At 40.6% G+C, this 24,283-nt stretch carries 24 protein-coding genes; 13 read left to right on the top strand and 11 right to left on the bottom strand.

Annotated elements, in window-relative coordinates:
* Positions 1 to 406: 406 nt before the first annotated feature.
* On the bottom strand, positions 407 to 1,339 hold the full coding sequence (locus ACO1XM_RS08310; RefSeq protein ID WP_486227779.1) for an SGNH/GDSL hydrolase family protein: 933 nt from the start codon (positions 1,337 to 1,339) through the stop codon (positions 407 to 409).
* Between the two features lie 74 nt (positions 1,340 to 1,413).
* Here ACO1XM_RS08310 and ACO1XM_RS08305 point away from each other — a divergent pair, with 74 nt between their 5' ends.
* Genes ACO1XM_RS08305 through ACO1XM_RS08280 form a run of 6 tightly spaced genes read left to right on the top strand, consistent with a single transcriptional unit; the run spans position 1,414 to position 7,387 of the window.
* Complete coding sequence (locus tag ACO1XM_RS08305) at positions 1,414 to 1,683, top strand: hypothetical protein (protein WP_486227777.1); 270 nt, start codon at positions 1,414 to 1,416, stop codon at positions 1,681 to 1,683.
* 3 nt (positions 1,684 to 1,686) lie between these two features.
* The gene (locus ACO1XM_RS08300) at positions 1,687 to 1,953 is read left to right on the top strand and encodes a SemiSWEET family sugar transporter (protein WP_486227775.1); all 267 of its coding nucleotides are present in this window, start codon (positions 1,687 to 1,689) and stop codon (positions 1,951 to 1,953) included.
* The gene (gene purT, locus ACO1XM_RS08295) at positions 1,946 to 3,133 is read left to right on the top strand and encodes a formate-dependent phosphoribosylglycinamide formyltransferase (protein ID WP_486227773.1); all 1,188 of its coding nucleotides are present in this window, start codon (positions 1,946 to 1,948) and stop codon (positions 3,131 to 3,133) included. The genes ACO1XM_RS08300 and purT overlap by 8 nt, the downstream gene beginning before the upstream one ends.
* 24 nt (positions 3,134 to 3,157) lie before the next feature.
* Positions 3,158 to 3,910: a class I SAM-dependent methyltransferase gene (locus ACO1XM_RS08290; RefSeq protein WP_486227771.1), complete on the top strand. Its 753-nt coding sequence runs from the start codon at positions 3,158 to 3,160 to the stop codon at positions 3,908 to 3,910.
* Between the two features lie 53 nt (positions 3,911 to 3,963).
* Positions 3,964 to 6,444 carry a transglycosylase domain-containing protein gene (locus ACO1XM_RS08285; protein ID WP_486227769.1) on the top strand — a complete coding sequence of 827 codons (2,481 nt, stop codon included), beginning with the start codon at positions 3,964 to 3,966 and terminating at the stop codon, positions 6,442 to 6,444.
* Positions 6,434 to 7,387 carry an NAD(P)H-dependent flavin oxidoreductase gene (locus ACO1XM_RS08280; protein ID WP_486227766.1) on the top strand — a complete coding sequence of 318 codons (954 nt, stop codon included), beginning with the start codon at positions 6,434 to 6,436 and terminating at the stop codon, positions 7,385 to 7,387. The genes ACO1XM_RS08285 and ACO1XM_RS08280 overlap by 11 nt, the downstream gene beginning before the upstream one ends.
* 82 nt (positions 7,388 to 7,469) lie before the next feature.
* On the opposite strand, the gene ACO1XM_RS08275 is transcribed toward ACO1XM_RS08280, so the two are convergent.
* From ACO1XM_RS08275 to ACO1XM_RS08265, 3 genes are all read right to left on the bottom strand, one after another.
* Positions 7,470 to 9,455 carry a 7TM diverse intracellular signaling domain-containing protein gene (locus ACO1XM_RS08275; protein ID WP_486227764.1) on the bottom strand — a complete coding sequence of 662 codons (1,986 nt, stop codon included), beginning with the start codon at positions 9,453 to 9,455 and terminating at the stop codon, positions 7,470 to 7,472.
* 178 nt (positions 9,456 to 9,633) lie between these two features.
* Entirely contained in the window at positions 9,634 to 9,855 is a 222-nt protein-coding gene (locus ACO1XM_RS08270; protein ID WP_486227762.1) for a DUF3820 family protein, read from the bottom strand.
* 6 nt (positions 9,856 to 9,861) lie between these two features.
* Positions 9,862 to 10,224: a nuclear transport factor 2 family protein gene (locus tag ACO1XM_RS08265; RefSeq protein WP_486227760.1), complete on the bottom strand. Its 363-nt coding sequence runs from the start codon at positions 10,222 to 10,224 to the stop codon at positions 9,862 to 9,864.
* Positions 10,225 to 10,305: 81 nt separating this feature from the next.
* On the opposite strand from ACO1XM_RS08265, the gene ACO1XM_RS08260 reads away from it, so the two are divergent.
* Entirely contained in the window at positions 10,306 to 11,136 is an 831-nt protein-coding gene (locus ACO1XM_RS08260) for an MBL fold metallo-hydrolase (protein WP_486227758.1), read from the top strand.
* Here ACO1XM_RS08260 and ACO1XM_RS08255 read toward each other — a convergent pair.
* The 5 genes from ACO1XM_RS08255 to ACO1XM_RS08235 all read right to left on the bottom strand — a co-directional run bounded on the left by ACO1XM_RS08255 (position 11,133) and on the right by ACO1XM_RS08235 (position 13,624).
* Positions 11,133 to 11,600 carry a hypothetical protein gene (locus ACO1XM_RS08255; RefSeq protein ID WP_486227756.1) on the bottom strand — a complete coding sequence of 156 codons (468 nt, stop codon included), beginning with the start codon at positions 11,598 to 11,600 and terminating at the stop codon, positions 11,133 to 11,135. The two genes, ACO1XM_RS08260 and ACO1XM_RS08255, sit on opposite strands and share 4 nt — an antisense overlap.
* Positions 11,601 to 11,681: 81 nt before the next feature.
* A complete protein-coding gene (locus ACO1XM_RS08250) occupies positions 11,682 to 12,050 on the bottom strand; it encodes a globin domain-containing protein (protein ID WP_486227754.1) in 369 nt (122 codons plus the stop codon).
* Between the two features lie 8 nt (positions 12,051 to 12,058).
* Entirely contained in the window at positions 12,059 to 12,235 is a 177-nt protein-coding gene (locus ACO1XM_RS08245; protein ID WP_486227752.1) for a PspC domain-containing protein, read from the bottom strand.
* 37 nt (positions 12,236 to 12,272) lie between these two features.
* On the bottom strand, positions 12,273 to 12,821 hold the full coding sequence (locus tag ACO1XM_RS08240; protein ID WP_486227750.1) for a lysophospholipid acyltransferase family protein: 549 nt from the start codon (positions 12,819 to 12,821) through the stop codon (positions 12,273 to 12,275).
* An 86-nt stretch (positions 12,822 to 12,907) separates the two neighbouring features.
* A complete protein-coding gene (locus tag ACO1XM_RS08235) occupies positions 12,908 to 13,624 on the bottom strand; it encodes an energy transducer TonB (protein WP_486227748.1) in 717 nt (238 codons plus the stop codon).
* Positions 13,625 to 13,815: 191 nt separating this feature from the next.
* Here ACO1XM_RS08235 and ACO1XM_RS08230 point away from each other — a divergent pair, with 191 nt between their 5' ends.
* The 3 genes from ACO1XM_RS08230 to ACO1XM_RS08220 all read left to right on the top strand — a co-directional run bounded on the left by ACO1XM_RS08230 (position 13,816) and on the right by ACO1XM_RS08220 (position 16,187).
* The gene (locus tag ACO1XM_RS08230; protein ID WP_486227746.1) at positions 13,816 to 15,030 is read left to right on the top strand and encodes an NAD(P)/FAD-dependent oxidoreductase; all 1,215 of its coding nucleotides are present in this window, start codon (positions 13,816 to 13,818) and stop codon (positions 15,028 to 15,030) included.
* Between the two features lie 56 nt (positions 15,031 to 15,086).
* Entirely contained in the window at positions 15,087 to 15,695 is a 609-nt protein-coding gene (locus ACO1XM_RS08225; protein ID WP_486227744.1) for a trimeric intracellular cation channel family protein, read from the top strand.
* 78 nt (positions 15,696 to 15,773) lie between these two features.
* Positions 15,774 to 16,187, top strand: a complete 414-nt coding sequence (locus tag ACO1XM_RS08220) for a response regulator (RefSeq protein WP_486227742.1) — start codon at positions 15,774 to 15,776, stop codon at positions 16,185 to 16,187.
* A 9-nt stretch (positions 16,188 to 16,196) separates the two neighbouring features.
* Here the strand turns inward: ACO1XM_RS08220 and ACO1XM_RS08215 are convergent, their stop codons facing one another.
* Entirely contained in the window at positions 16,197 to 18,176 is a 1,980-nt protein-coding gene (locus ACO1XM_RS08215; protein ID WP_486227739.1) for a tetratricopeptide repeat-containing sensor histidine kinase, read from the bottom strand.
* 153 nt (positions 18,177 to 18,329) lie between these two features.
* On the opposite strand from ACO1XM_RS08215, the gene ACO1XM_RS08210 reads away from it, so the two are divergent.
* The 3 genes from ACO1XM_RS08210 to ACO1XM_RS08200 all read left to right on the top strand — a co-directional run bounded on the left by ACO1XM_RS08210 (position 18,330) and on the right by ACO1XM_RS08200 (position 23,307).
* Positions 18,330 to 18,815, top strand: a complete 486-nt coding sequence (locus ACO1XM_RS08210) for a hypothetical protein (protein ID WP_486227737.1) — start codon at positions 18,330 to 18,332, stop codon at positions 18,813 to 18,815.
* Between the two features lie 94 nt (positions 18,816 to 18,909).
* The gene (locus tag ACO1XM_RS08205; protein WP_486227735.1) at positions 18,910 to 21,435 is read left to right on the top strand and encodes a PIG-L family deacetylase; all 2,526 of its coding nucleotides are present in this window, start codon (positions 18,910 to 18,912) and stop codon (positions 21,433 to 21,435) included.
* A 102-nt stretch (positions 21,436 to 21,537) separates the two neighbouring features.
* The gene (locus ACO1XM_RS08200; RefSeq protein ID WP_486227733.1) at positions 21,538 to 23,307 is read left to right on the top strand and encodes a sodium:solute symporter family protein; all 1,770 of its coding nucleotides are present in this window, start codon (positions 21,538 to 21,540) and stop codon (positions 23,305 to 23,307) included.
* Positions 23,308 to 23,402: 95 nt separating this feature from the next.
* On the opposite strand, the gene ACO1XM_RS08195 is transcribed toward ACO1XM_RS08200, so the two are convergent.
* The gene (locus tag ACO1XM_RS08195; RefSeq protein ID WP_486227731.1) at positions 23,403 to 24,254 is read right to left on the bottom strand and encodes a DUF2911 domain-containing protein; all 852 of its coding nucleotides are present in this window, start codon (positions 24,252 to 24,254) and stop codon (positions 23,403 to 23,405) included.
* Between the last annotated feature and the right edge of the window lie 29 nt (positions 24,255 to 24,283).

The following is a 24,283-nucleotide window of genomic DNA, read 5'->3' as shown; positions in this document are numbered from 1 at the left end:
GCAAGTAAGAATTGAGGAAAGCATTATTGCAGATGATGGTTTTATCAAACTTGAAGAAATTAAGAGTGTTGCAAGCCTGGGTATTGATGCTTACTACAAAACAGAGGCTATTGGTAGGTACAGCTATGCAAAGCCAGGCATAATGCCGCTAAGATTAATGAATTAGAATGTTAATTGGTAGTAGACAAAAAAACAAGGCAATGTTTGCAAAAGCCATCTCAAAAATACTTCGAAATAAATAAAAATAGTGTCATAGTGATTAACGAAGCGTTGAATGTGTGCTGGGGCGAAGAGGGAATCTATTGATGTGAATGTAAAGCCAGTAGTTAGATTGCTTCTCCCTCCTGAACACGAACCTTAACTTCGGGACTCGTAATGACGAGTTCTATTATTTGTAAGATCGGCTCTAGTATTTTATAAGCTTACCAGTTTCTAGTAAACCCGCAGCATCTTCAATAATGTAATGGTAAATACCAGCACTTAGTGTTGATGCTGAGCAAGTATATGGTAATCGTATACGCTCATTCACAGCAAGATCTCCTTTGATGTTAATCAGTCTGAAAGAAAATTCATGACCTGATTCTCCATCAATAGTCAATATATTTTCCATCGGATTCGGGAACACGCGAATCATGGCCTCTTCCTTTTTCTTCTTAACCTCAGTCACTGTATTTTTGATAAAGCGAATAGAATCGTTGCTGAGTATGCGGTCCACCCAGGACTTGTACATTTTACCAGAAGGATGTAAACGATCACCCGCTACCAACTCCGGATCTTGTAAACCTAGTCTTGATATATCTGTGATGTTAATATAAAGGACGCCTTTTCTTTCTGTAATACTTTTATTAACGCGGTTAAATTCATCGAGCTGTGCACTGATAGTAGCTTGGTTGGATTCACCAAAGGGCGTATAACCATAATCAGGAATGGAGACAACAAATACACGTTCTTTACTGCCCGCGAGATCAATAGCCATTTGCAGCAGTTCCTCAAATTCCTGTGCATAAACATTAACTGGTCTGTTTTGGTATTGGTTGTTCACACCAATTAATAAGGATATGAGGTTATAACTTCCCGGACTAATTGCGGCATTCAGCACAGCAGCCTTTAACTGGTCAGTACGCCAACCGGTAGTAGCGATAATCCGCGGTTCATCGGCAGTTAAGTTCTTTTCGCTTTTAAGTTGTTCAATCAATTGAACAGGCCAGCGTTCCGCCACAGCAACACTTTGGCCAATGGTATATGAATCGCCTAAGGCCAGCAATTTTACCTTTTCTTCAATCAATAAGGTTTGCGCTGACGAGGCAGAGGAAATCAATAAAAGCAATAGAAATCTCATATGGTTAAAACAACTAAATACTAAACAAGTTCAGGACTTTCAGTATTGGTGTACATTCCTTAACTTTCAATCCTATGCCTAAAGTAACTACTTGTTCCTCAGGTAAAAAAGTATTTCTGTCCATGAGTTTGGCAGAAGAAGCGCTATTGTCTGCCCATATACAGTTTGACTTCCGGCAGGGTAAGGCACCTGTGGCTGTTTACCAGTGTGAAGATTGTGGGCAGTTCCATTTGACTTCAAGTGGAGCAATGACTTCAAGATTAAAAGACTTTTTAGCTTCGTCTGATTTTAAGCGGCTAAAGCAGGCAGCTGAATGGACAGATAAATTAAAACATAAATATTAGAAAGTGAACTGGATTGAAATGATGGGCCATACCGGCTCGCTGCTAAGCAGCATTACTTTTATACCGCAGGTGTATAAAGTCTGGCAAACAAAACGCACACAAGACTTAAGCATGACCATGATGCTGATTGTTTTTACCAGCACGATTGTCTGGATCGTTTATGGTGTAGGACTTATGCTTTGGCCAGTTATCATTTGCAACAGTATTATCTGCTTCCTCAGTTTAATGCTTATCTATTTTAAATTAAGTTTTGAGAAGAAAAATGGCTGATCTTACAATTGGTACTCCGCTAACGAAGGGTGCACTTAAAGCCATGTTGCTGGGTTCGGGCGAATTGGGTAAGGAAGTGGTGATTGAATTTCAACGCTTTGGCGTAGAAGTAATAGCCGTAGACCGCTATGCGAATGCACCCGCCATGCAGGTGGCACACAGGGCTTACGCGATATCCATGCTGGATGGTAAGGCTTTACGAGAGGTGATTGAAAAGGAAAAACCTGACTACATCATTCCGGAAGTAGAAGCCATTGCAACAGATACATTGGTAGCGTTGGAAAAGGAAGGCTACAACGTAATCCCTACTGCAAATGCCACGCGCCTGACCATGAATCGCGAGGGAATAAGATCCCTGACTGCCGAAACCTTGAAGGTAAAAACATCACCTTTCCGCTTTGCGGGTACTAAAGATGATTTTGATAAGGCTGTTAAAGAAATCGGTATACCCTGCGTTGTAAAACCCATCATGAGCTCTTCGGGTAAAGGACAGAGTGTAATAAAAACAGAAAAGGATATTGATCATGCCTGGAAATATGCACAAGAAGGTGGACGCAGTGGAGGAGGTCGTGTAATCGTTGAAGGATTTGTTGATTTCGATTATGAGATCACCTTGCTAACCATACGTCATAAAGCAGGTGTTTCTTTTTGTGAACCGATTGGTCATCGACAGGAGCATGGCGATTATCAGGAATCGTGGCAGCCACACCCCATGAGTCGCCAAGCCTTGCTTGAATCGCAAAACATTGCACGGAAAGTGGTCGATGCCCTGGGTGGTTATGGCATTTTTGGTGTGGAGTTCTTTGTAAAAGGAGATACAGTATACTTTAGTGAGTTATCGCCAAGACCACACGATACCGGTATGGTCACCATGATTTCTCAAGACTTGTCAGAGTTTGCTTTGCATGTGCGTGCCATTTTAGGCTTACCAATTCCCGCCATCCGACAATTAGGTCCATCTGCTTCAAGTGTTGTGTTGGTAAAAGGACATTCTGCTTCCGTTACTTTTAGTGGAATTGAAAAAGCATTGCGTGAAGAAGATACCCAAATGCGCTTATTCGGTAAGCCAGAAGTACAAGGCGAAAGAAGAATGGGTGTTTGTTTGGCTAAAGGTAAAACAATAGAGGAGGCCAGGGCTAAAGCCAATCGTGCAGCTGCAGCGATTGAGGTTACCTTGTAGTTAGTTTAAAACAAAATGTTTAGCATGAATCAGGAAAAGCATTGGAATACTATAGGATCATCGTACAAAGACGAAATATTCGATGTCTTTGCCAGCGATAAAAATAAACTCTTGCCAAAGTATTTTCAAAAACATGCCAACAAACAACATACAGCGATCGATTTTGGTTGTGGCATCGGCAAGGCATTTCCTTATCTATCTCCTTTGTTTAAAAAAATTATCGGAACCGATATTTCAATGCGCTTACTCAATCAGGCAAAGAAGCAACCCTATAGTAACATATCATTGCTCAAAGCTGATTTATCAAAACCTGATTTAAAATTTCCCAAGGCTGATTTTGCCTTTTGCTGCAACGTTATCATGCTTCCCGAAATTGAGAAGAATTATCGCATGTTCAAGAACATTCAACGTTCACTCAAACCTGGTGGTCATGCTTTGCTGGTATTGCCTTCCATAGAATCCATGATGTTTGCCAGTTGGCGTTTAATTGACTGGTATCAAAAGGAAGGTGTAACACTGGAGGAAATCCCCAATAGTGAGCTGGCTTATTTTAAAAGCCCAAAGAAAGAAATTTTAAGAGGCAATGTTCACATTAACGGAGTGCCTACAAAACACTATTCAGAACCTGAACTGGAGGTAATTTTAGAAGAAGCGGGTTTTGTAGTGAGGGCCATAAAAAAGATAGAATATGACTGGAATACGGAGTTTTCAACGGTTCCGGAATGGATGAAGGCGCCTTATCCCTGGGATTGGCTCGTTGAATGCAAAAAAGTCTGAACAAGTTTGCTTGTGATCTCAAAAGCTGACTATCTTTCTTCTCGTCTTTACCTATGCATTCACTTTTTTACCGTTTCAAAAGCTTTCTAAAATCGTGGAGCATCATCATTTGGCAGTTTATTGTAGAGCGCTACCAGCAAATCAGGCTGTATTATAGTACCCATCCCAAACAAAAAAAATGGTCGATCGTAGCCGCTTGTTTTTTTGGACCACCCTTACTTTTATTACTAATCGTTTGGATAGAGATACCGAGTAAGCGTGCCTTGCGCAACATCCGTAACCAACTCCCATCAGAAATATATACTTCCGACAGTGTTTTAATTGGCAGGTTTTACATTCAGGATAGAACCGAAGTTGGCTATGATGCTATTGCTCCCGTTGTATTGGATGCCTTGATTGCCACGGAAGACATTCGTTTTAAACAACACGGTGGTATTGACTACGCCAGTATGGGCCGTGTGTTAATTCGCTCGATCATTATGGGCGATGAATCTTCAGGAGGGGGTAGTACCATTACACAGCAGCTTGCTAAGAACCTGTATCCGCGCAAGCGATATTGGATAGCCTCTATGCTGCTGAATAAAATGCGTGAAATGATTACGGCCATTCGCCTTGAGAATATTTATTCAAAAGAGGAAATCATCACTATGTACCTTAATACGGTTTCTTTTGCAGACCAGACTTTTGGTATCGAAACAGCATCCAAGCGTTTTTTTTCAGTGAGTGCTTCCAGCCTAAGACCACATCAGGCAGCTTTGTTGATTGGTATGTTAAAGGCTACACACTCCTACAATCCACGTTTATTTCCAGAGAGAGCTTTGGCAAGAAGAAATGTGGTGATAAGTCAAATGCAAAAATACCAGTTTATTGATTCGCTGCGTGCCGATTCTATTAAGCGCTTACCTTTATCACTCAAATATTCCAAGACACTCAATCAAACACCACTCGCGCCTTACTTTAAAGAATATTTGCGTACCGAATTGCAGCAATGGTTTAATGATCATCCGAATGAAGATGGAGAAGTGTACAATATCTATACTGATGGACTGAAAATATATACGACACTGGATTCAAGGTTACAGCGTTATGCCGAGAAGGCCATGGTACAGCAAATGACAGAAGTGCAGAAACAATTTTTAGCACACTGGGGGCAAGATGGTATTTTTAAAAGTAATCCCGCTATTGCTGAAGATGCCATCAAGAGAACAACAAGGTATCAGCGCTTAAAAGAAGAAGGCCTGAGTGAAGAAGAAATCATAAAGGAATTAAATAAGAAGATTCCTACACGCTTATTCTCATGGCGCGGGGATAAGGAAGTGTTAATGAGTCCCATCGATTCAGTAAAGCATCACTTACAATTCCTCAATGCAGGTTTGTTGGCTATCGATCCACGGAATGGTTATGTAATGGCTTGGGTAGGTGGCATTGACCATGAATTTTTTCAATACGATCACGTACGCGAATCTACCAAGCGACAAGTGGGTTCTATCTTTAAACCCATTGTGTATGCTACAGCAGTTGAGCAGGGCATTGAGCCTTGTGAACTGGTGCTGGCTAACCGAGAAACCTACATTGATAAAGAGGGAGAAGAGTGGTCACCAAGAAACTCACAAGTCGATTATGAGGTGAAATATACCATGCGGGGTGCGATGGCGTACTCCGTTAATACGGTTGCAGTGAAAGCCATCTTAAAAGCAGGTGTTGACAATACCATTCGTCTTGCCAAAGATATGGGCATCGTAAGCGAGTTGCCAGATGTACCCTCTATATCTCTTGGCTCAGCCTCTGTTTCATTAATGGAAATGACCACAGCCTACACAACCTTTGCCAATGGTGGTGAACGCGTAATGCCAATATTGATTTCTTCTATAGTTGATCAGGATGGGCTTGTATTTACCGCCATGATGCCTGAAGAGCCAAGAAAAAAAGTATTGTCGGCTAAGGCCAGTGCGATTACTAACGCTATGTTACGCACCGTGGTTACAGAGGGTACTGCTTCGCGTCTTCGTTGGCGTTATGGCGTTTACAATATGGAAGTGGGTGGAAAAACCGGCACAACTCAATCGAATGCAGATGGTTGGTTCATGGCCGTTTCACCTCATCTCGTTGTAGGTTCGTGGGTAGGTGCAGATGATCCACGCATCAGGTTTAGAAATACAGAGTTAGGGCAGGGGGCGAGCACAGCCTTACCGATAACAGGCTACTTTTTAAATCAATTAGTGAACGACAAGCAATTTGAAACGATAGCCCAGGCCAAGTTTCCTGATCTGGAAGAAGACTGGAAGAAGCTGCTGGATTGTGATTTATATGAACTTGATTCAACGCTGATCAGACGAATTGAGGTAATGGCAATGAAAAGAGATTCATTGGTACAAGCCGATACTACAGCCAAAGCAGATGAAAGTTTTCTCGAACAACTGTACAATAGAAAACTGCGTATGCAGCGGCAGCAAGAGAAGCGCGACAGCACAGCACGCGCCAACCTGATTAAAATTATTGAATCTGAAAACGAAACCGAAAGTGATGACAATTGATAAAATGCTCGGAATTGATTACCCGATTATCGTAGCACCGATGTTCCTGATATCTAATACAGCTATGATTAAGGCAGCATTAGACAATGGTATTACTGCGGCATTTCCTGCTTTAAATTACAGGACAGATGATGAATTGCGAAAAGCAATCGATGAAATTAAAGCATATACCAATAAACCTTTTGGTGTTAATTTAATTGTCAATCAATCCAACCCAAAGTACAAGGGGCAGCTAGCTATTTTAGTAGAGAAGAGAGTAGCCTTTATCATTACTTCTCTGGGTAATCCCAAAGAAGTAATTGCTCAGTGCAAACCTGTAGGCATTAAAGTGTTCTGTGATGTAGTAGATCTCGCCTATGCAAAAAAAGTTGAAGAACTGGGTGCTGATGCCGTGATTGCTGTGAACAGCGAGGCGGGAGGACATGCTGGTAATATCAAACCACAGGAATTGGTAACGCTGTTAAAGGCAAATTTAAATATCCCTATTATTTCAGCCGGTGGCATTGCTAAGGCAGAGCATCTGAATGAAGTAATGCGTTGGGGGGCGGCAGGCGTATCGGTAGGTACTATTTTTATTGCCAGCGAAGAAGCACCGGTAACACCAGATTATAAACAGGCCATGATTGACTATGGTGCTAAAGACATCGTGAGAACAACGAAACTATCAGGTTCTGCGCTTACTGTAATCAACACACCCTACGTGCAAGAATTGGGTACAGAAGCGAATTGGTTAGAACGCTTGATGAATAAAAACAAACGATTAAAAAAATACATTAAATTGTTTATCGCGCTAAAAGGCATGAAGGCCATTGAAAAAGCTGCTTTTGGTGCCACGTATAAAACACTTTGGTGTGCGGGACCTTCCATCGAATATGTGAAGGAAATACGACCCATGAAAGCGATCATTGGGGATCTGATTAATGGGTATACACAGGCTAAGTAGTTACTAGCTTCGAGCTGCTGGCTACTAGCTGATGCATATGCTGGAATTATGTGCTTAGTGAATAGTCAAAGCATACGACTGATTATAAACTGGGAAGTTTTACGGTAAAACAAGAACCCTCGCCAACTTTACTGTCCACTTCAATAGATCCTTGTAGCCTATCAACTGAACGTTTTAAAATGTATAGTCCGAGTCCGCTGCCTTGTGCATGCTGACTGGCTCTGTAGAACATTTCAAAAATTCTATTCTGATACTCTTCCGGAATACCGGCACCATTATCTTTTACTTTAATTTCAAGTCCGTTCTGATCAGTTTTAACATAAATATGCACGTAAGGACTTTCGGTACTGCAATACTTTACAGCATTCTCTATTAAATTCTGTACAATAGCATTTAACAGTGTCCACTCCGTATGATAAGTAGTATTGATTTCGATTTCTCTTTTGAAAGTAATTTTCTCGAAACTATGTAAACTGCGCGAGGCATCAATGCAATCATCAATCAGCCTTTCAAAATCAATAGCCTCCCGTTGCAAGGCCGCATTATTGAGTCTGGTAAGGTTGATAAGGCCATTAATAATTTGGTGAAGTCTTTCTACCTGACTATGTTGTTTTGTAACATAGTCAAGGGCAAGTTCATCTTTAATATCCATTTTGGCCAGGGCATTTAAGCCCAGGAGGGAAGCAATAGGACCTTTTAAATCGTGAGAGATCCGGTAAAAGAAAGCATCCAGTTCAGCATTTTTATCTTCAATTATTTCTTTCTGAAGTTTAATGGTGTCGAGTGTTTGCTGTAGCTCCTCCGTTCTTTCCTTTACTTTCAATTCAAGTTGTTCATTGGCTTCTTGTTGAACCTGCAAGGCTTGGAGTTGAATTTCTTCCTTTTCTTCTTTGTATCTTCTGTATCGATCTCCGAGGGCTATGGCAATAATGGTTGTCTCCAGCACAGCCCCGATTTCAACAAAATGAGTAGTCCAGAAATTAAATACCAGCACGCCTGAATTGCGGAGGGTAAGTAACAATCCTCCGATCAAATAAAACCCCCAGGCCGCAATAAAAAAATTAGCAGTTCTATTGCCTTTAATACGGCAAACAATACCTGTTGATAAGTAGATTAATGTAGAGAGCGAAATCAGGTTATTGCTGGCTGATGACATGATACCACTCGCAGTAAGCACCCCTGCAACAAGCCCCAGAAAAGGGAGTGCATACAGCACATAATACATTGTTTTAGAATATTGTTTTACCTCCAGAAAGCGAATGGTAAAAATGGCGAGGAAGATGGTAAGTACAGGAAGCGACATGCGTCCTGCATAGAAATTCCATTCCGGATTCTCAGGCCAAAAATATTTTCCGGCATATCCGGTGGCTGATGCAAATATGAAAAATGTGCAAACAATGGTGCAGATATAAAGCAGATAGTTTGTCTGCTTTAGTGTAATATAAATAACAAGGTTATAGAAGAACATGACGATCAGAATGCCGAAGAATATGCCATAGCCAATATCTTCGAATCTTGTTTTTTGATAGAAATGTTCTTTTTCAAGAATATAGACCGGAAAAGTTTTCGGACTTCTTCCGGCAACTTTTATATAAACATGACTAACATCGTCATTCCCAAAAATCAAGGGCTCAAGGTGATTAGTATGCGAAATGATTCTTTTACTTTGAGCCCTGTAATAACCCGACTCATGATGCACCCAGGTGCCGTCCGACTTTAGCTGATAGAAATCAACGAACTCAAGAAAGGGAGCCGGTAATTCAAGAAGCCATGCTGCATTAGAAGCAGATTTTTTTACAGCAAACTTCAGCCAAATGTTAGCTTTGCTATAACCAAATTTTAAATCACCACCGCTATGTATAAATTTTTGTTGTACATCATTCTTCAGAATATCCTGATGATTTAATCTTTCTGTTGCATCAATATAGATTTGTACATGCGCATCCAGGCGATGACTTCCTGCGCCATCATGCAAGGTATAATTTACCTGCGCATAGGAGAGTGGGGCAATGAACAGAAAGAGCCCCAAGAATATAAAATCCTTAGAGCTAGGTTTTGTAGGGGGCATGATTAAAGCATTACAAAGCGTTGTAATGTAGTCAAAACAACTAAAAATTTTACGCTACCCAAATTATTTAGCAAATAATTGAGTAATTGTACGCAAAAGTTAAACAAATCAAACCTTATAGGTACAGCAATGAAAACTCAGGGGTTTGCCCTAACACTTGTTATTGAAAATCAGTGAATTAAACTTTTCCTTTCAAGGGTTCTAACAAGTAATCAAGGCCATTTAGTTTGATCTCGAACATGGTTTGCAGGAGCATCCCTAATTTGCCGTTTGGAAAACCCTTTCGATTGAACCATTCAAGGTATGACACCGGTAAGTTGCATAAGATGACACCCTTGTATTTGCCAAAAGGCATACGCATGCGAACAAGTTCCAATAATAGGGTAGGATCGAAAGACATGTTTACTTAACGATGAAAGACAGATGAAAAGTGAATAAGACCTTGTTTAACCTCCAGCATTTCTCCAACATAAAGTTCTTCCTCATGATCAACACGTCTTACATATTCCATAAAAACACGCTCTTCAAATGGTGTAAGTCTGATCAATTCATATTGCAGGCTTGGTAAACGGTCGAAGGCATCCTGCCACCAGATACGAAGATTCTTTTTGTGTTGAATAAGCCCTTTTGTTTCAGGTTGCCGTACCTTTAGTTTAGGACTATAATGCTGCGCATCCTCATGGTACAAAGCCAGGAGTGCATCCAGATTTTTACTATTGAAAGCAGCCATCCAGTTTTCAGCTAGTTTTATAAGGTCTTCGTTTGTCATTTGCCTGTAAATATAATTGTATTGAAAAGAAGCTGAGCAGACTCTGTGATTTCTTTTGCAACATGTTTACATTTACTGCTCATGGCCTTATATACTGCATCATTAAATTCTGGAAGTAATGGCAATTGCTATTATGTAGGAAATGCGAATGAAGCTGTATTGATTGATGTGGGGATTTCCTGCAGGGAAGTTGAAAAACGAATGAAACGATTAAATCTGAATCCAAAACAGATTAAGGCTATTTTTGTTTCTCACGAGCATGGCGACCATATACACGGTGTACCTGCCTTTGCCGCAAAATTTGAAATACCGGTTTACATAACACCGGCAACCTATCGTGCGGCCAACCTCTCTTTAACAAAAGTAAGTGTTCATACTTTCGTTCCTAATCAATCCATTAATATTGGTGACCTGGTGGTGTTGCCATTCCCTAAGTATCATGATGCCGCAGATCCGCACAGTTTTGTCGTGCAACATAAAGGAATCCATGTTGGCATAATGACTGATATCGGACGTGTGTGCGACCATGTTATCACATATTTTAAACAATGCCATGCTGTATTTCTTGAATCTAATTACGACACAGAAATGTTGGAAAAAGGTGGCTATCCCTTAGCGTTAAAAAATAGAATCAGAAACGGATACGGGCATCTGTCCAATCATGAAGCAGCTACTTTGCTGATGCAGCACCGACCTGATTTTCTAAGCCATGTATTTCTTTCACATTTATCACGTAACAACAACTCTCCGGAGCGCGCATTAGCAGCCTTTCAAAGTTTCGAACACCAAAGTCAGGTAGTGATTGCTCCCAGAGATCAGGAGACACCATTATTTTTGATTGATGGAAGTATGGCCGTTAATACAAAACCTTCCATTGTAGTGCCAGAGGGCTTACAGTTTCGCTTATTTTAATTCCACATAAACAAACCTACCAAAACAGCAATGCTAATGGCAATCGCATTATTTGCCCACATATTTACAGCGGCATCCAGCTTATAAAACTGCTTAAGCGGCTTGCTATTCATAAGAGCAATCGGGAGAATTAGTGCGATAACAGCCAAAAGGTAGGTTAAGGAGTTTATAGCAGGTAATAATTGATCAAGTTCAATGATGACCGTAATAATGGCGCCCATCAAGGAATAGAAAAATTGTGCTGTTAAAACCCACCCTTTACTTTCTTTCACAATAAGACCTGTTGCTGATAACAGAATTAGCAATAAAATTAACATATCTTCTTTTCTGTAGGTAAAGATGTAAGACCAGCTGATGTCGCCTTGTTTCAGCAGCTGATTGAAATCGTAAGCCAGGTTGTACAAGACTAACACATAACAAATACCAAGGATGAGTAGAATAAGGCCGATGCTTATATTTTTCATGGTAATGGTTTACTATTTATTACGTCTACCTTCTAAATTTCAAATTTGGAATTTGGAATTTGGAATTTGGAATTCTTTCTACTACTCCTTATTCACCATAAACATGGCAGTAGGTACTAATCTTTTCATCATATCCTGCTTCACGCTTTCATCGATGGGCAAGGTAATAATGGCTTGCGACATGCACGACAACCAGGCTTCAGCTTCCTTCATACCAATGGGATGGAGCATGTGCCTTGCACGCATTTTCGGATGACCGTAGACTGCTGAATATAACGCTGGCCCACCAAAAAATTGTGTTAGAAATAGCCTTTGCTTTTCTTTGATCAGTGCCTTGTCTGTTTTGAATAAAGGCGCTATCGTCTTATCCTCAAAAACCAGATCATAAAACCGGCTTACCAGCAAGTCAATATTTTCTTCTCCAATCTGTTCAAACAATGTTTGCTCCATTATTATTATTATTCTGAAGGCATTACGACAGCCAGGATTACATAGAGTAGCAAACCGGTTCCAAAAAATAATAAGGCAATCAGAAAGGCAAGACGAACTAATGTCGGATCAAGCTGAAAGTAATCTGCCAGACCACTGCAAACACCCATGATCATTTTTTTTCCTTTGACTAATCTTTTAGACATAGTATAATTTTTATTTGGATGATTAATTTATCAATTCCTACGTGTTTAAACTTGATTTCTCAGGATGTTTTGCTGTAAACTGCCTGTAGAAGTTTTGAATCTTAACCAGATCTTTTTCATAATCGCCCGTAGGGTAGAAGAGATCGCCAAAACCCGCAGTCTTTTTTCCATAGTCAAGATAACCCATCACGATAGGTACCTTTGCCCCCATGGCTGTATGGTAAAAACCAGATTTCCATTCCTTCACATAGCTGCGAGTGCCCTCAACAGGAATCATAAGTATAAGTTCTTCATGTTCCTTAAACATGGCAATCATGTTGTCAACCAGATTATTATGCTTCGATCTGTCAACCGGTATGCCTCCGGTAGCGCGCATCAATATGCCCAATGGGAAATTAAAGAGTGCTTTTTTTCCAAGGAATCGAACCTTAACGCCATTGGCATAAAGTGTTGCAAGTGAAATTGGATAGTCCCAGTTGCTGGTGTGTGGTGCTGCCACCAAAACACATTGTTTAATTGAGGGATCAAGTACACTGGCCGTCTTCCAGCCAATCATCTTCAAATAAAGTCTACAGAGCCACTTCATCGGTTCACTTTCTAATACACTGCAAAATGCAATTTTGAGGTGAATGAATTGATTGTTACCGGAAAATAATTTAAGCTTTGAATCTGTCAGTATTGTGCCAATTTGAAAAATATCGGAAGCACAATTCTCTGCTTTACGGGCTTACCGCGTTGCTTGGCAGGTTGCCAATCCGAAGACAATTTTAAGATGCGTATAGCTTCTTCATCGCAGCCGGAGCCAATGCCTTTCACTATAGTAATGCTCCCGATCTTTCCTTCTTTATCAACTACAAACTCAACAAATACTTTCCCTTCTACATTCATTCTTCTGGCCTGCGGTGGATAACGCAAATTTTCAGAAGCCATTTTATAAAAGGCAGGCATGCCACCTTTAGGAACAGCGCTTTCTTCCACCACAATAAAGATTTCATCTGCTTTTTCAAGATCATCAACAACAACACTTGGTTCAGCGAGCACAAGCTCCTCTAACTTGGTGTCCGTGCTGATTTCAACATCAAAATTCACGACAACTTTCTCTATAATTTCTGATTCATTGGGAACTTCTGTGATTTGGGGAAGTTGCAGTGTAGGAGGTGGCGGTGGTATTGTGGTGGGCGGAATCTCCAGAATTTCTTCTATAGCCATATTGGAGCCAGCCAACTCAATTACTTCGATGCTGCTTTTGCTTTTAATTTGAAAAGCAACAATAACCAATAGTAAGGACGTTGTTAAACCTAAACCTAACAGCAAAGGTCTGAGTTCCATCAGATCAGCATGTTTGTATTTTTTGGGTTCCAGATAGGGGTGTATTTCTGTGTGTGTCATGTAGCGAAAGTATCTGAATAGGTATTATACAATTATGAGATTACTTAGTATATCAACTGACATTTGTAAGGTCTGGATGTACTGAGTTGAATCACTTTTGCGACTGATAATGATCAGTGGTTTTGTGTGACTGTGGTTACAATAGATGCAGCCTAATGTGCCGAATTTAGTATCAACAAAAGCGAATGATTATGAAAACCAGGCAAATTATTATTTTAGGAAGCAACTTTGGCGGTGCTACAGCTGCCATGGAGCTCAAGCGCAAATTGAAAGACAAGGCCACTGTTACAGTGATTTCACCCACTACAGATTTCACTTACATCCCATCAATGATCTGGGTGCCTTTCGGCAGGAGAAAAATGACTGATATCAAGTTTCCGATCAGCCCCATCTTTGCCAAAAAAGAAATCGACTTCATTCAAGACAAAGCAGTGCGTGTTGACCCTAAGTTGAACGAAGTGCAAACGGAACAGCATGGCAAACTCACCTACGACTACCTTGTTGTGTCAACCGGTATACAAATGGATTTTAATATCGTAGAAAACCTGCATCCCGAGAAAGGCATGATCGAAAACATTGTGCTGCCAAAATATGGTGAGAAGGCGCTGCAACGTTTTGAGGAACTAGTTAAAGCTCCTGGTCCTGTAGTGGTGGGTGCAACCCAGGGTGCCAGTTGCATGGGAGCAGCTTATGAATATCTCTTTAACATGGATAAGGAATTGAGAAGAAGAGGCGTTCGTAATAAAATTAGTCTTACCTGGTTTACACCAGAACCATACCTGGGGCACTTTGGCATTGGTGGTATTACGGGTGGTCAAACCATGCTCGAGGCTTTCATGAAAATGTATAACATCAACTGGATTACCAATGCTTCTGTTGATAAAATCGAGAAAGATAATATTTACCTCAAAGATGGCCAGGTTCTTCCATATAAAATGGCCATGATCATGCCACCTTTTGTGGGAACGGAAGCCATGAAGCAGTCTCCGGAATTAGTGGATGAAAAAGGTTTTGTAGTTTGTAATGAAGGTTATCAGCATGTGACCTACAAAAATGTTTATGCGGTTGGTCTTGCTGTTGAAGTAAAAGCACCCTTTAAATGTATAGTACCGTTTGGTGTGCCTAAGACTGGTTTCCCTACGGAAGTATCTGCCAAGATTGCTTCTCAGAATATCGTTGCTGCAGTAGAGGGCAAGCATGAGTTTAAAAAGAGAGACTGGGGTAGAATACCGGCAGTGTGTGTAATGGATGCAGGCCATAAGGAAGTAATCATATTTGGTGATCGCTTATTCCGCCCAAGAAATTTTGCGGTAATGATTCCAAACATTTTTAATGACTGGGGTAAATTACTTATCGAGAAATACTTTTTGTTCAAATTCAAGCATGGCTTATCTATGCTTCCATAAAATAATCTGACCTTGTCTGGTAGGTGCCTGAGCAATATTCTCTGTACTTTAGCAACATGACCACGTTGCAATATGTATTAGAATTGCTTGGCACCTTTTTCTTTGCCATTTCAGGTGCTCTGGCAGTACGCGATCAGCATGACGACTTATTCGGTGCAGGTTTTATGGGCTTTGTTACAGCTATTGGCGGGGGCACACTAAGGGATATCATGCTGGGTAGTTACCCCTTAGTATGGATTGGTGACATTAATTTTCTTTACGCCATTCTGCTCGGTGTAATTATAGCCTATGTCTTTTTTAGATACCTGATACAACTAAGGCGCACTTTTGTATTATTTGATACCATTGGTATTTCATTCTTTACCATTTTAGGGGTTGAAAAAGCCCTCAGTTTGGGGGTACAACCCGAAATAGCAGCCATTATGGGTATGTTTAGTGCTGTTATGGGCGGTGTTATCCGCGATGTGTTAACCAACGAAACCCCTGTGCTCTTTAAGAAAGAAATTTATGCCACTGCCTGCCTGCTCGGTGCGGTGGTTTATTTAGTACTGGTTAAGCTTAACCTCGACAGAGATATCAACCTTATTGTTTCCAGTGCAGTGATTTTTGTATTCCGAATCGTCTCGATAAAGTATAAACTATCCTTACCAAATTTTAAAAGATAAGTCGTTCGCTTAATTATATTTGTATATCGTACAACCATTACACCTGGTTGTCTTACGTCTACACATAATTGTTGATCTATGAAAAAACTGGTTTTTATTGTTGAAGATAACCTGGTGCAACAAAAGATGCTGCAAGTTCATTTTGAAGAGATTTTAGGTGATTACGCAGTGCAGACATTTGAGCATCCTCAGGATATGTTGCCGCAACTTAAGGAGAAACCTTTTGCGGTGGTGTTAGACCATTTCTTCGGTGATAAGGAGGGGAGGACTGGCCTTGATTTTCTTAAGCAGCTAAGACAAAGTTACAAGAGCATTCCCGTTATCTATTACACTTCGCTGGATGATGAAACTGTAAAGGCAGACGTAATGAAGCTGGGTGCAGAACAATATATTATAAAAAACTCTGCCTCACTGGTACGATTAAAAACAGCCCTTGACTCTCTGCATAAAAAAGATGCAGATAAGGGTTTCTTTAAGAAATTGTTTTCTTAAGAAATCAGGTTACAAAGGCAAAGTGAAGTAGAACACAGAACCTTTATTGAGTTCACTGCTCACACCAATTTTTCCACCATTTTTCTCGATAAAATCCTTACAGAGAATTAAGCCCAATCCGGTACCTTTTTCGTTGGCGGTGCCTTTGGTACTGTGTTTACTGTCGATTCTGAATAGTTTATCCATTACCTCCGGACTCATACCCACGCCTGTATCACTGATGCTGACTTTTACGAATCCTTTTTCACTTTCCATGTTCATGGTAATGGCGCCACCCTCCGGAGTAAACTTAATTGCATTGGAAAGTAAATTGCGAACAACAGTAGTAACGGAATGTCTATGCGCTTTTATAGGCATGGGTTGTTGATAACGCTGTTCCAGGCTAATGTTTTTTGCACCCGCCTGTGCTTCAAGTAAGGCTTTATTTTCATTTAGGATTGCTGTCAGGTCAAGGGCTTCTGGTGTAAACTCAATATTGCCGGTTTGAGAGCGCGACCACTCTAAGAGATTCTCCAATAAAGCAAAAAGGTTTTTTACAGACTTATCCAGGTCGGTTGCCAGCATCTGTATATCTTCCTTACTCAGCTTGTCGGTATGGTTAATCAGTAAGCCAGAAAAAGAAGTTAATGAATTGAGCGGACCTTTTAAATCGTGACTGATGATTGAAAAAAATTTATCCTTGGTGGCGTTCAAATCCTGTAACTGCAGGTTTTGCTGTTGGATTCGTTCATTGGAAGCAGCAAGTAAGCTATTGGCTCTTCTTTTCGAAATGTAAAGTATAAAAATCAGTGAGGCGATTATAGCAACCAGCGCCATGCCGATCATGAGCATCCTCCTGAATTCCTTTTGGGTTTGCAATTCTTTCTCTCGTTGCAGCCTTTCTATTTCAAGCTTCTCCACTTTCGATTCCTGTATGGCAATTTCACGGGCAGCTTCCTTCGACAAAATACTCGATTGATCATTTTCCTGCTGCAGCATTTCATTGTAGCTGGTAAATTGTTCCTGATAATGGAGCGCCCTTTGAAAATCGTTTAAGCTTTTATAGCACAGGTATAAGTATTCATAACTTCTGCGTGTTTCACCCGTGGCATTAATCTCTTTGGCTTCTGCCAATGCCAGTTCTAGATTCGGAATGGCCTTCTGTACATTTTGTTGTTCAAAATAAAGGATAGCCACATCGTTGTAGGTTTGCGCAATGCCAGGTTTGTCTTTAAGGCTTTGCCTTATTTCAAGGGCAGCTGTATAGTTGGCAAGCGCACGCTCATAATTTTTATTGGCTTTATACAGTTTGCCAATATCGTTAAGGGCAATGGCTTCGCGGTTTTTCTCTTTTACCGAACGATATTCTTCTAAAGCCATTTTATAGTACTTCAGTGCTTTCTCGAAATCGCCATCAATGGAGATAGCATTGGCTATGTTATAATAAGCTTCACCCCTCAGACTTGGTTTGTTGATATCAGCAAGTAACTCAAGTACAACTTCATACTGCTCTATGGCTAATGCAGTATTATTATTGGCCAGGTATTGTTTACCCAATTGGGTGTAATAATAAACACGTAGATTCAGATCCTCTGTTTTCTCCTGAAAGGCAATGCCTCTGTTTAAAGTCTGAAGGCTCTTGGTGGGTTCTTTAACTTGCTGGTATAATTGTGCAATGGCCAGATAAGTGATGGTTCTTTCATAATTAAGCGAAAGCGAGTCTTCTATGTCAAGTGCCTTGGTAAAATAATCGTACGCCTGCGCATAATTGTGTGTACGTGTTAAGGCCAATAAACCTTGTTCTTTAAACTCCCTGGCCTGTCCGGATAAATCCTGTATATCTAAGGCAGTCTGTAAACGCTTGTTACTTTCTTCAAGGAGCAGCGCAGGGTCCTTCATGCTGTAGTCCAAAAAACCAAGATACCAGGTCAGATCCTGTTTTTCCTGGGCAGATACTCCTGTATGGGTGATACAAAATAAAACAAAACCAGAAAAGAATCGGAACAGCATGATTTAGATGTATATTCAAAGGTGGAAAAAATCGTAGAGATTCCGTCTATCTATTTGGATCAAAATCTTACATAGTCGAACTTGTTTTTGTACGACAGAACTTTTTACAAAGTAGGATTTTACTCGGTGTTTTTCACTTAAATGTTATCAGTTATGATGCTTTTCTTTAAATCACTTTTGTTCATTATTGCAGGCGTGTATTTATCTTTTCAGGAAAGCGCCCCTCTAAAAGCTGCAGATGAGTATACCTGTAAACTGAACCTAAGCTTTAAAACCAGAAGTGGAGAACCAAATAAAGTTGTAAGTTTTACCGAAACGGTAGTAGAGCGTGAAAAGCGTATGTCGACAACACCCTTGCCGTACCTTAAAATTAATTTGAATTTGATCAAACTTCAGCCTGAAGAATTTCGCTTGCAGGTACTGACCAAGGACGGGACATTAAGAAATAAAAAAATTATTGAAGGGGAGGTGATAGAGCTTGATCTAGGTTACACTGATGATATAAAAGACGGGATTTCCCCAAGAGAATACCAGATAATATTACTAAGTAAAGACAAAAAACCTGTTTCCAGAATTGATATTCGATTTGAAGAGTCGGGTGATTTTTTTGTTAATGGTGAAAAACGGGGGAGAATCTGATCTGCCCTTCCGTTTATACTGAATAAGTGCTTGTTTGTCAAAGCCATAATATCTATTTCCTGAATTCTACGTTAATTCGCCAAACTGAAATTGCATGCGATTTATTCTACTCTTGTTAATACCCTTTTTAGGCCTGGCCCAGCAAAAACCTCAGCCGAATGCAGCTGAAATTAAACTGGGACTAAAAAAACTTAGTTTTCTGGGATCAGTCTTATATGTTGCAGCACACCCTGATGATGAGAACACACGCGCCATAACCTATTTTGCAAATGAAAGACTGGCTGCAACTGCTTATCTGTCGATGACACGGGGTGATGGAGGACAAAATTTAATAGGTCCTGAAATCAGGGATGAATTGGGTCTGATTCGCACCCAGGAATTATTGGCAGCCAGGCGTTTAGACGGTGGGCAGCAGTTTTTTACCAGAGCCAATGACTTCGGCTTTTCCAAATCAGCAGATGAAACCTTTGCCATTTGGGGTAAAGACCAGATACTGGAAGATGTAGTGCGCATCTACAGACAATTTCAACCTGACGTAATTATTACACGCTTTCCTCCTGATGAAAGAGCTGGTCATGGGCACCACACAGCCTCAGCAGTGTTAGCACAAGAAGCTTTTGATGCAGCAGCAGCTAAAGATCGATTTACCAAGCAGCTTGCTGAGTATTCTACATGGCAAGTAAAACGTTTATACACCAACACTGGTCGTTGGTGGAACCAGAGCATTAATGAAAATACACCAGGAGTGCTGACCTTGAATGTGGGCGGCTACAGTGCCTTACTTGGCACATCCTATTCTGAATTGGCTGCTATCAGCAGAAGCCAGCATAAGAGTCAGGGCTTTGGCTCACGTGGTACAAGGGGCGATCAGCTGGAGTTTCTTGAGTTTGTAAAAGGTGAAGAAGCCAAACAAGATATATTTGAGAATGTAAATACTACCTGGACAAGGTTGAAGGGTGGTGAAAAAGTTAAAACTTTAGTAGATAAAGCGATTCTTGACTATAACGAAGAAAAGCCTGAAGCCTCAGTACCCGCCTTAATTCAAATCCGACAACAAATTTTAGCACTGGAAAAAAGTGTATGGAGCGACCGAAAGTTGGAAGAAGTGAATCTCTTACTGCAAAGCTGTCTGGGGCTTTACCTGGAAGCAACAGCAGATCATTATTGGGCAACACCCGGAAACATAGTACCTGTCAATATCGAATTGTTAAACAGATCGTCCTTGTCGATTGCTGTTAAAAAAATAATAGCGCCAACCTTAAATTACGATACCACACTGAATGCAAATCTGTTGACAGGCAAAACGCTGAATCTTAAAGTGAAACGCGCTGTGGATAGTACATTACCTTATTCATCACCTTATTGGTTACAGGAAGAACACGCCATTGGTACCTTCACTATTCCAGATGAGAAATTAGTAGGTAAACCAGAAAGTGATCCAGCCATTCAGTTTACAATAGATGTTGAAATTGCAGGTCAGGTGTTGTCTTTAACAGTGCCCCTGATTTATAAAAATGTTGATCCTGTAAAAGGTGAGTTAAACAGGGCTGTGGAAGTGGTACCTCCTGTTTTTGTAAACCTGGCAGAGTCCGTAATCATTTTTGCTACCGATGCACCACGTCAAGTGCAGGTAGTTGTTAAATCTTCAGCGAAGGAGAAAGTGCAGGGTAATTTAAATCTGCGCTTACCCAACGGTTGGCGTTCCGAACCAGCAAGCGCAAACTTTGAATTAAATAAATTGGGGGAAGAGCAGGTAAAAAGCTTTACTGTATATCCTGGAGCCGGAGAAGGTAAATTTGTACTTGAGGCTTACGCTGCAATCAATGATAAGGAGTATAATAGAGAATTAAAGATCATTGCTTACGATCACATTCCCACCCAAACCATTTTGCAGAAATCAACTGCGGCTTTGGTGCGCATTGATTTGAAGAAGGAAGGAAATAGCATTGGTTATATAAAAGGTGCCGGTGATGATGTTCCCTCAGCCTTGCGCAACATGGGTTATGAAGTATGGGAAATGAAAAACGAGGAAATCACATCTGAGAACCTTAAACGTTTAGATGCGGTGGTGTTGGGTATTCGCGCAGTAAATACGAATAACCGCTTGCAATTTGCCATGCCGGCCTTACTCGATTATGTAAAAAATGGCGGCACGCTTGTGGTGCAGTACAATACCAATTTCGACTATGAAACAGATGTCTTCTCTCCCTATCCACTTACGCTGTCGCGCGACAGGGTAACAGAGGAAGATGCAGCCGTAACTATTTTAAAGCCAACGCATCCCATTTTGAATTATCCAAATAAAATCAATTCAACAGATTTTGATGGTTGGGTGCAGGAGCGTGGTTTGTATTTCCCTAATAAATGGGATGGACAATTTGAAGCACTGCTTTCGATGAATGATAAAGGAGAGAAAGCAAAAGAAGGTAGTTTGCTGGTGGCCAATCATGGAGAAGGAAAATACATTTATACAGGCTTATCTTTCTTCAGAGAATTGCCCGAAGGTGTACCAGGGGCTTATAAACTTTTTGCAAACCTGGTCTCTGGCGGAAAAGCAAAAATAACAGAGCCAACATCAAATGTGAAAGGAAAAAAGAAATCCGGTAATGGAAGAAATTGAAAAGCCACCCTTATTTAAAAAATGGAGTAGTTGGTATTATTTGGTATTGGTGTTCATGCTGATACAAGTTGTATTTTATTTCTTCTTAACTCGTTATTTCGCATGAATTATATAGACTGGATCGTACTATTCGGTACACTCATATCCATTGTGTCCTATGGCGTTTATAAAACAAGAGGTAGCCAGACCATACAAGGTTATCTGAAAGGCGATAACTCTATGAAATGGTGGATGATTGGGGTATCCATTATGGCCACGCAGGCAAGTGCCATTACGTTTCTTTCTACACCCGGGCAGGCCATTGAAGATGGCATGCGTTTTATCCAATTCTATTTTGGCTTGCCTTTGGCGATGGTGATTATTTCTGTCACTATGGTGCCCATCTATTATCGGTTAAAGGTTTATACTGCCTATGAATATTTAGAGTCACGCTTCGATTTAAAAACAAGAACATTAGCCGCTATTCTATTTTTAATACTTCGTGGTTTATCAGCGGGTATTACTTTATATGCACCAGCCATTGTACTCTCTACTATTTTGGGTTGGAACATTTTTGTAACCACTTCGCTGATCGGTCTGTTTGTTATCATCTACACCGTATCTGGTGGTACCAAGGCAGTGAGCATTACCCAACGTCAGCAAATGACCATCATCATGAGTGGTATGTTTCTGGCAGGCTTTGTGGCCTATTCTATGTTACCCGAATCTTTGTCCTTTGGCGAAACACTGAGCCTGGCAGGGGAGTTGGGTAAGTTCAACATCGTGAACGTATTGCCATCAGACATTGAACAGAATCTACCAGTGGGTGTGGCTACTGTTGATGAGCTAAGTTTGTTCCAAAAAGTCAATCTGATCCTGAGTGACCGGTATAACATCTGGACGGGTTTAATTGCCAGTACTTTCTTGTTCTTATCCTATTTTGGAACAGACCAATCGCAGGTATCCCGTTATTTAGGGGGTAAGTCGATAAGGGAAAGCCGTATGGGCTTAATCTTTAATGGATTGCTTAAAATACCCATGCAGTTTGTAATCCTTTTCATAGGGGTACTGGTCTATGTTTTCTTCTTGTTTAATCAGCCTCCTGTTTTTCATAATACAGCCTTGTATCAAACGGCATTACAAACCTCAAGTCAGCAGGAATTAGTGGCACTCGAGCAAGAATACAAAAGTGTATTAGCTCAAAAGGAAATAGCTACCAAACGTCTAGTACAGGCTATTGAAAATGACGATACATCAGTAAAGCAATCAGCAAGGGCTGAAGTGTTAGCGTTTCAGGCACAAGAGAAAACAATTAGAGATGAAGTGAAAGCAAGCATTGCCAAGGCTGTGCCCGGTGCTAAAACACAAGACAGGGATTATATATTCCTGAATTTTGTACTTTCCTATTTACCACACGGTATCATTGGCTTATTATTAGCAGTTATGTTCTCAGCTGCTATGTCATCGATGGCTTCTGAGTTAAATGCCCTGGCTTCCACCACAACGGTAGATATTTATAAGCGTTCCTTTAATGCCAATGCAACAGATAAGCATTATGTAAAAGCATCACGAAGTTTTACGCTCATGTGGGCTTTGCTGGCCATGGTGTTTGCTATGTTGGCAGGCTTCGCAGAAAATTTGATTCAATTTGTAAACATTGTGGGTTCGCTTTTCTATGGCACCATCCTGGGAATTTTCTTATGTGCCTTCTATGTAAAACGTGTGCATGGCACCGCAGTATTCTGGGCTGCGTTATTGGCTGAAGCAGTGGTGCTGTATTGCTATTTATTTACCGATCTGGCTTTCCTGCTTTATAACATTATTGGTTGTGTGCTTGTTGTTTTGGTGAGTTTGATTATTCAATCATTTCTAAAGAAAGAAGTGGAAGGTTAATCAATTTGAAATTTCAAATTTAAAATTTCAAATTATATGAAAAAGGCTGTTCCGGATTATTCCAGAACAGCCTCTTCAATTTGAATGCAGATCAATTACTTGATTGTCTTCAAGAAATCTTCATTCAACTTAACGTAACCGAAGTCGTTACCATTTTCTTTAGCCAGGCGGATAGACTCATTGGCAGTCTCGCGAGCGCCTTTTACATCACCGGCTTTAGCCTGAATTTTTGCCTTTTGGTGTATATACCAGAAAGCTTTAGGATTCGCCTTAATGGCTTCGTTAATCCATGTTAAGGCCTGATTTAAATCCTTGCCATTCTCAGCGTAGTAGATGGCAGCATTGGCATAGTTGCCTGGAGATACTTTAGTAGCCGTTTCAATAGACTTCATCACTTTAGCATCATAATCAACAGCGATACCGAATTTTACAGAAGTATTTTCCCAGGCAATTTCAATTTTAGCTGTTTTGCTGTCATCCGAAAGGTCAGTAATGTTCATGGTGAACATGTCCACTTTCTCAGTAAGTTTTGCAGGCTTTACTTTAAACTTAGCCACTTCATTTTCCACTTTGTAGCCATCAGTATTACCACCAATGCTAAGGTCTTTGTATAAAGAAAGTGTCCATTCGGTAGCACCAGGCCATGAGAACAGAAGGTATTCACCTTTTGCCACTTTAGTGCCTTCTACTGTAACTTCATCAGAGAAAGTGATTTTAGTTCCATTGTTGGCACCTGTTCTCCAGATTTTACCATTCGGAACTAATACATCAGCACCTTCACCAAATATTTTGCGGCCTTTCGTGCGAGGGCGCGCATAATCGATCTTTACATCTGTAAGACCCACCACTGTAGATACAGAGGCTGAAGGGCTAGGCTGAGGCGTTTGCACTTGTGCTTCCGCTGTAAGAACCGCAACAAATAGTATTGCGAAGAGTAACTTTTTCATGGTAGTATTGATTTAATTTAGTGTTTTTA

Source organism: Chryseotalea sp., assembly GCF_057350905.1.
Note: the sequence above shows the minus strand (reverse complement) of the source record. Positions and strands in the feature narration are given on the sequence as shown.

Coding starts and splice junctions, on each gene's coding strand:
- ACO1XM_RS08310 (WP_486227779.1), bottom strand. CDS start 1,339: ATGAGATTTCTATTGCTTTTATTGATTTCCTCTGCCTCGTCAGCGCAA.
- ACO1XM_RS08305 (WP_486227777.1), top strand. CDS start 1,414: ATGCCTAAAGTAACTACTTGTTCCTCAGGTAAAAAAGTATTTCTGTCC.
- purT (WP_486227773.1), top strand. CDS start 1,946: ATGGCTGATCTTACAATTGGTACTCCGCTAACGAAGGGTGCACTTAAA.
- ACO1XM_RS08290 (WP_486227771.1), top strand. CDS start 3,158: ATGAATCAGGAAAAGCATTGGAATACTATAGGATCATCGTACAAAGAC.
- ACO1XM_RS08285 (WP_486227769.1), top strand. CDS start 3,964: ATGCATTCACTTTTTTACCGTTTCAAAAGCTTTCTAAAATCGTGGAGC.
- ACO1XM_RS08280 (WP_486227766.1), top strand. CDS start 6,434: ATGACAATTGATAAAATGCTCGGAATTGATTACCCGATTATCGTAGCA.
- ACO1XM_RS08275 (WP_486227764.1), bottom strand. CDS start 9,455: ATGCCCCCTACAAAACCTAGCTCTAAGGATTTTATATTCTTGGGGCTC.
- ACO1XM_RS08270 (WP_486227762.1), bottom strand. CDS start 9,855: ATGTCTTTCGATCCTACCCTATTATTGGAACTTGTTCGCATGCGTATG.
- ACO1XM_RS08265 (WP_486227760.1), bottom strand. CDS start 10,224: ATGACAAACGAAGACCTTATAAAACTAGCTGAAAACTGGATGGCTGCT.
- ACO1XM_RS08260 (WP_486227758.1), top strand. CDS start 10,306: ATGGCCTTATATACTGCATCATTAAATTCTGGAAGTAATGGCAATTGC.
- ACO1XM_RS08255 (WP_486227756.1), bottom strand. CDS start 11,600: ATGAAAAATATAAGCATCGGCCTTATTCTACTCATCCTTGGTATTTGT.
- ACO1XM_RS08250 (WP_486227754.1), bottom strand. CDS start 12,050: ATGGAGCAAACATTGTTTGAACAGATTGGAGAAGAAAATATTGACTTG.
- ACO1XM_RS08245 (WP_486227752.1), bottom strand. CDS start 12,235: ATGTCTAAAAGATTAGTCAAAGGAAAAAAAATGATCATGGGTGTTTGC.
- ACO1XM_RS08240 (WP_486227750.1), bottom strand. CDS start 12,821: ATGAAGTGGCTCTGTAGACTTTATTTGAAGATGATTGGCTGGAAGACG.
- ACO1XM_RS08235 (WP_486227748.1), bottom strand. CDS start 13,624: ATGACACACACAGAAATACACCCCTATCTGGAACCCAAAAAATACAAA.
- ACO1XM_RS08230 (WP_486227746.1), top strand. CDS start 13,816: ATGAAAACCAGGCAAATTATTATTTTAGGAAGCAACTTTGGCGGTGCT.
- ACO1XM_RS08225 (WP_486227744.1), top strand. CDS start 15,087: ATGACCACGTTGCAATATGTATTAGAATTGCTTGGCACCTTTTTCTTT.
- ACO1XM_RS08220 (WP_486227742.1), top strand. CDS start 15,774: ATGAAAAAACTGGTTTTTATTGTTGAAGATAACCTGGTGCAACAAAAG.
- ACO1XM_RS08215 (WP_486227739.1), bottom strand. CDS start 18,176: ATGCTGTTCCGATTCTTTTCTGGTTTTGTTTTATTTTGTATCACCCAT.
- ACO1XM_RS08210 (WP_486227737.1), top strand. CDS start 18,330: ATGATGCTTTTCTTTAAATCACTTTTGTTCATTATTGCAGGCGTGTAT.
- ACO1XM_RS08205 (WP_486227735.1), top strand. CDS start 18,910: ATGCGATTTATTCTACTCTTGTTAATACCCTTTTTAGGCCTGGCCCAG.
- ACO1XM_RS08200 (WP_486227733.1), top strand. CDS start 21,538: ATGAATTATATAGACTGGATCGTACTATTCGGTACACTCATATCCATT.
- ACO1XM_RS08195 (WP_486227731.1), bottom strand. CDS start 24,254: ATGAAAAAGTTACTCTTCGCAATACTATTTGTTGCGGTTCTTACAGCG.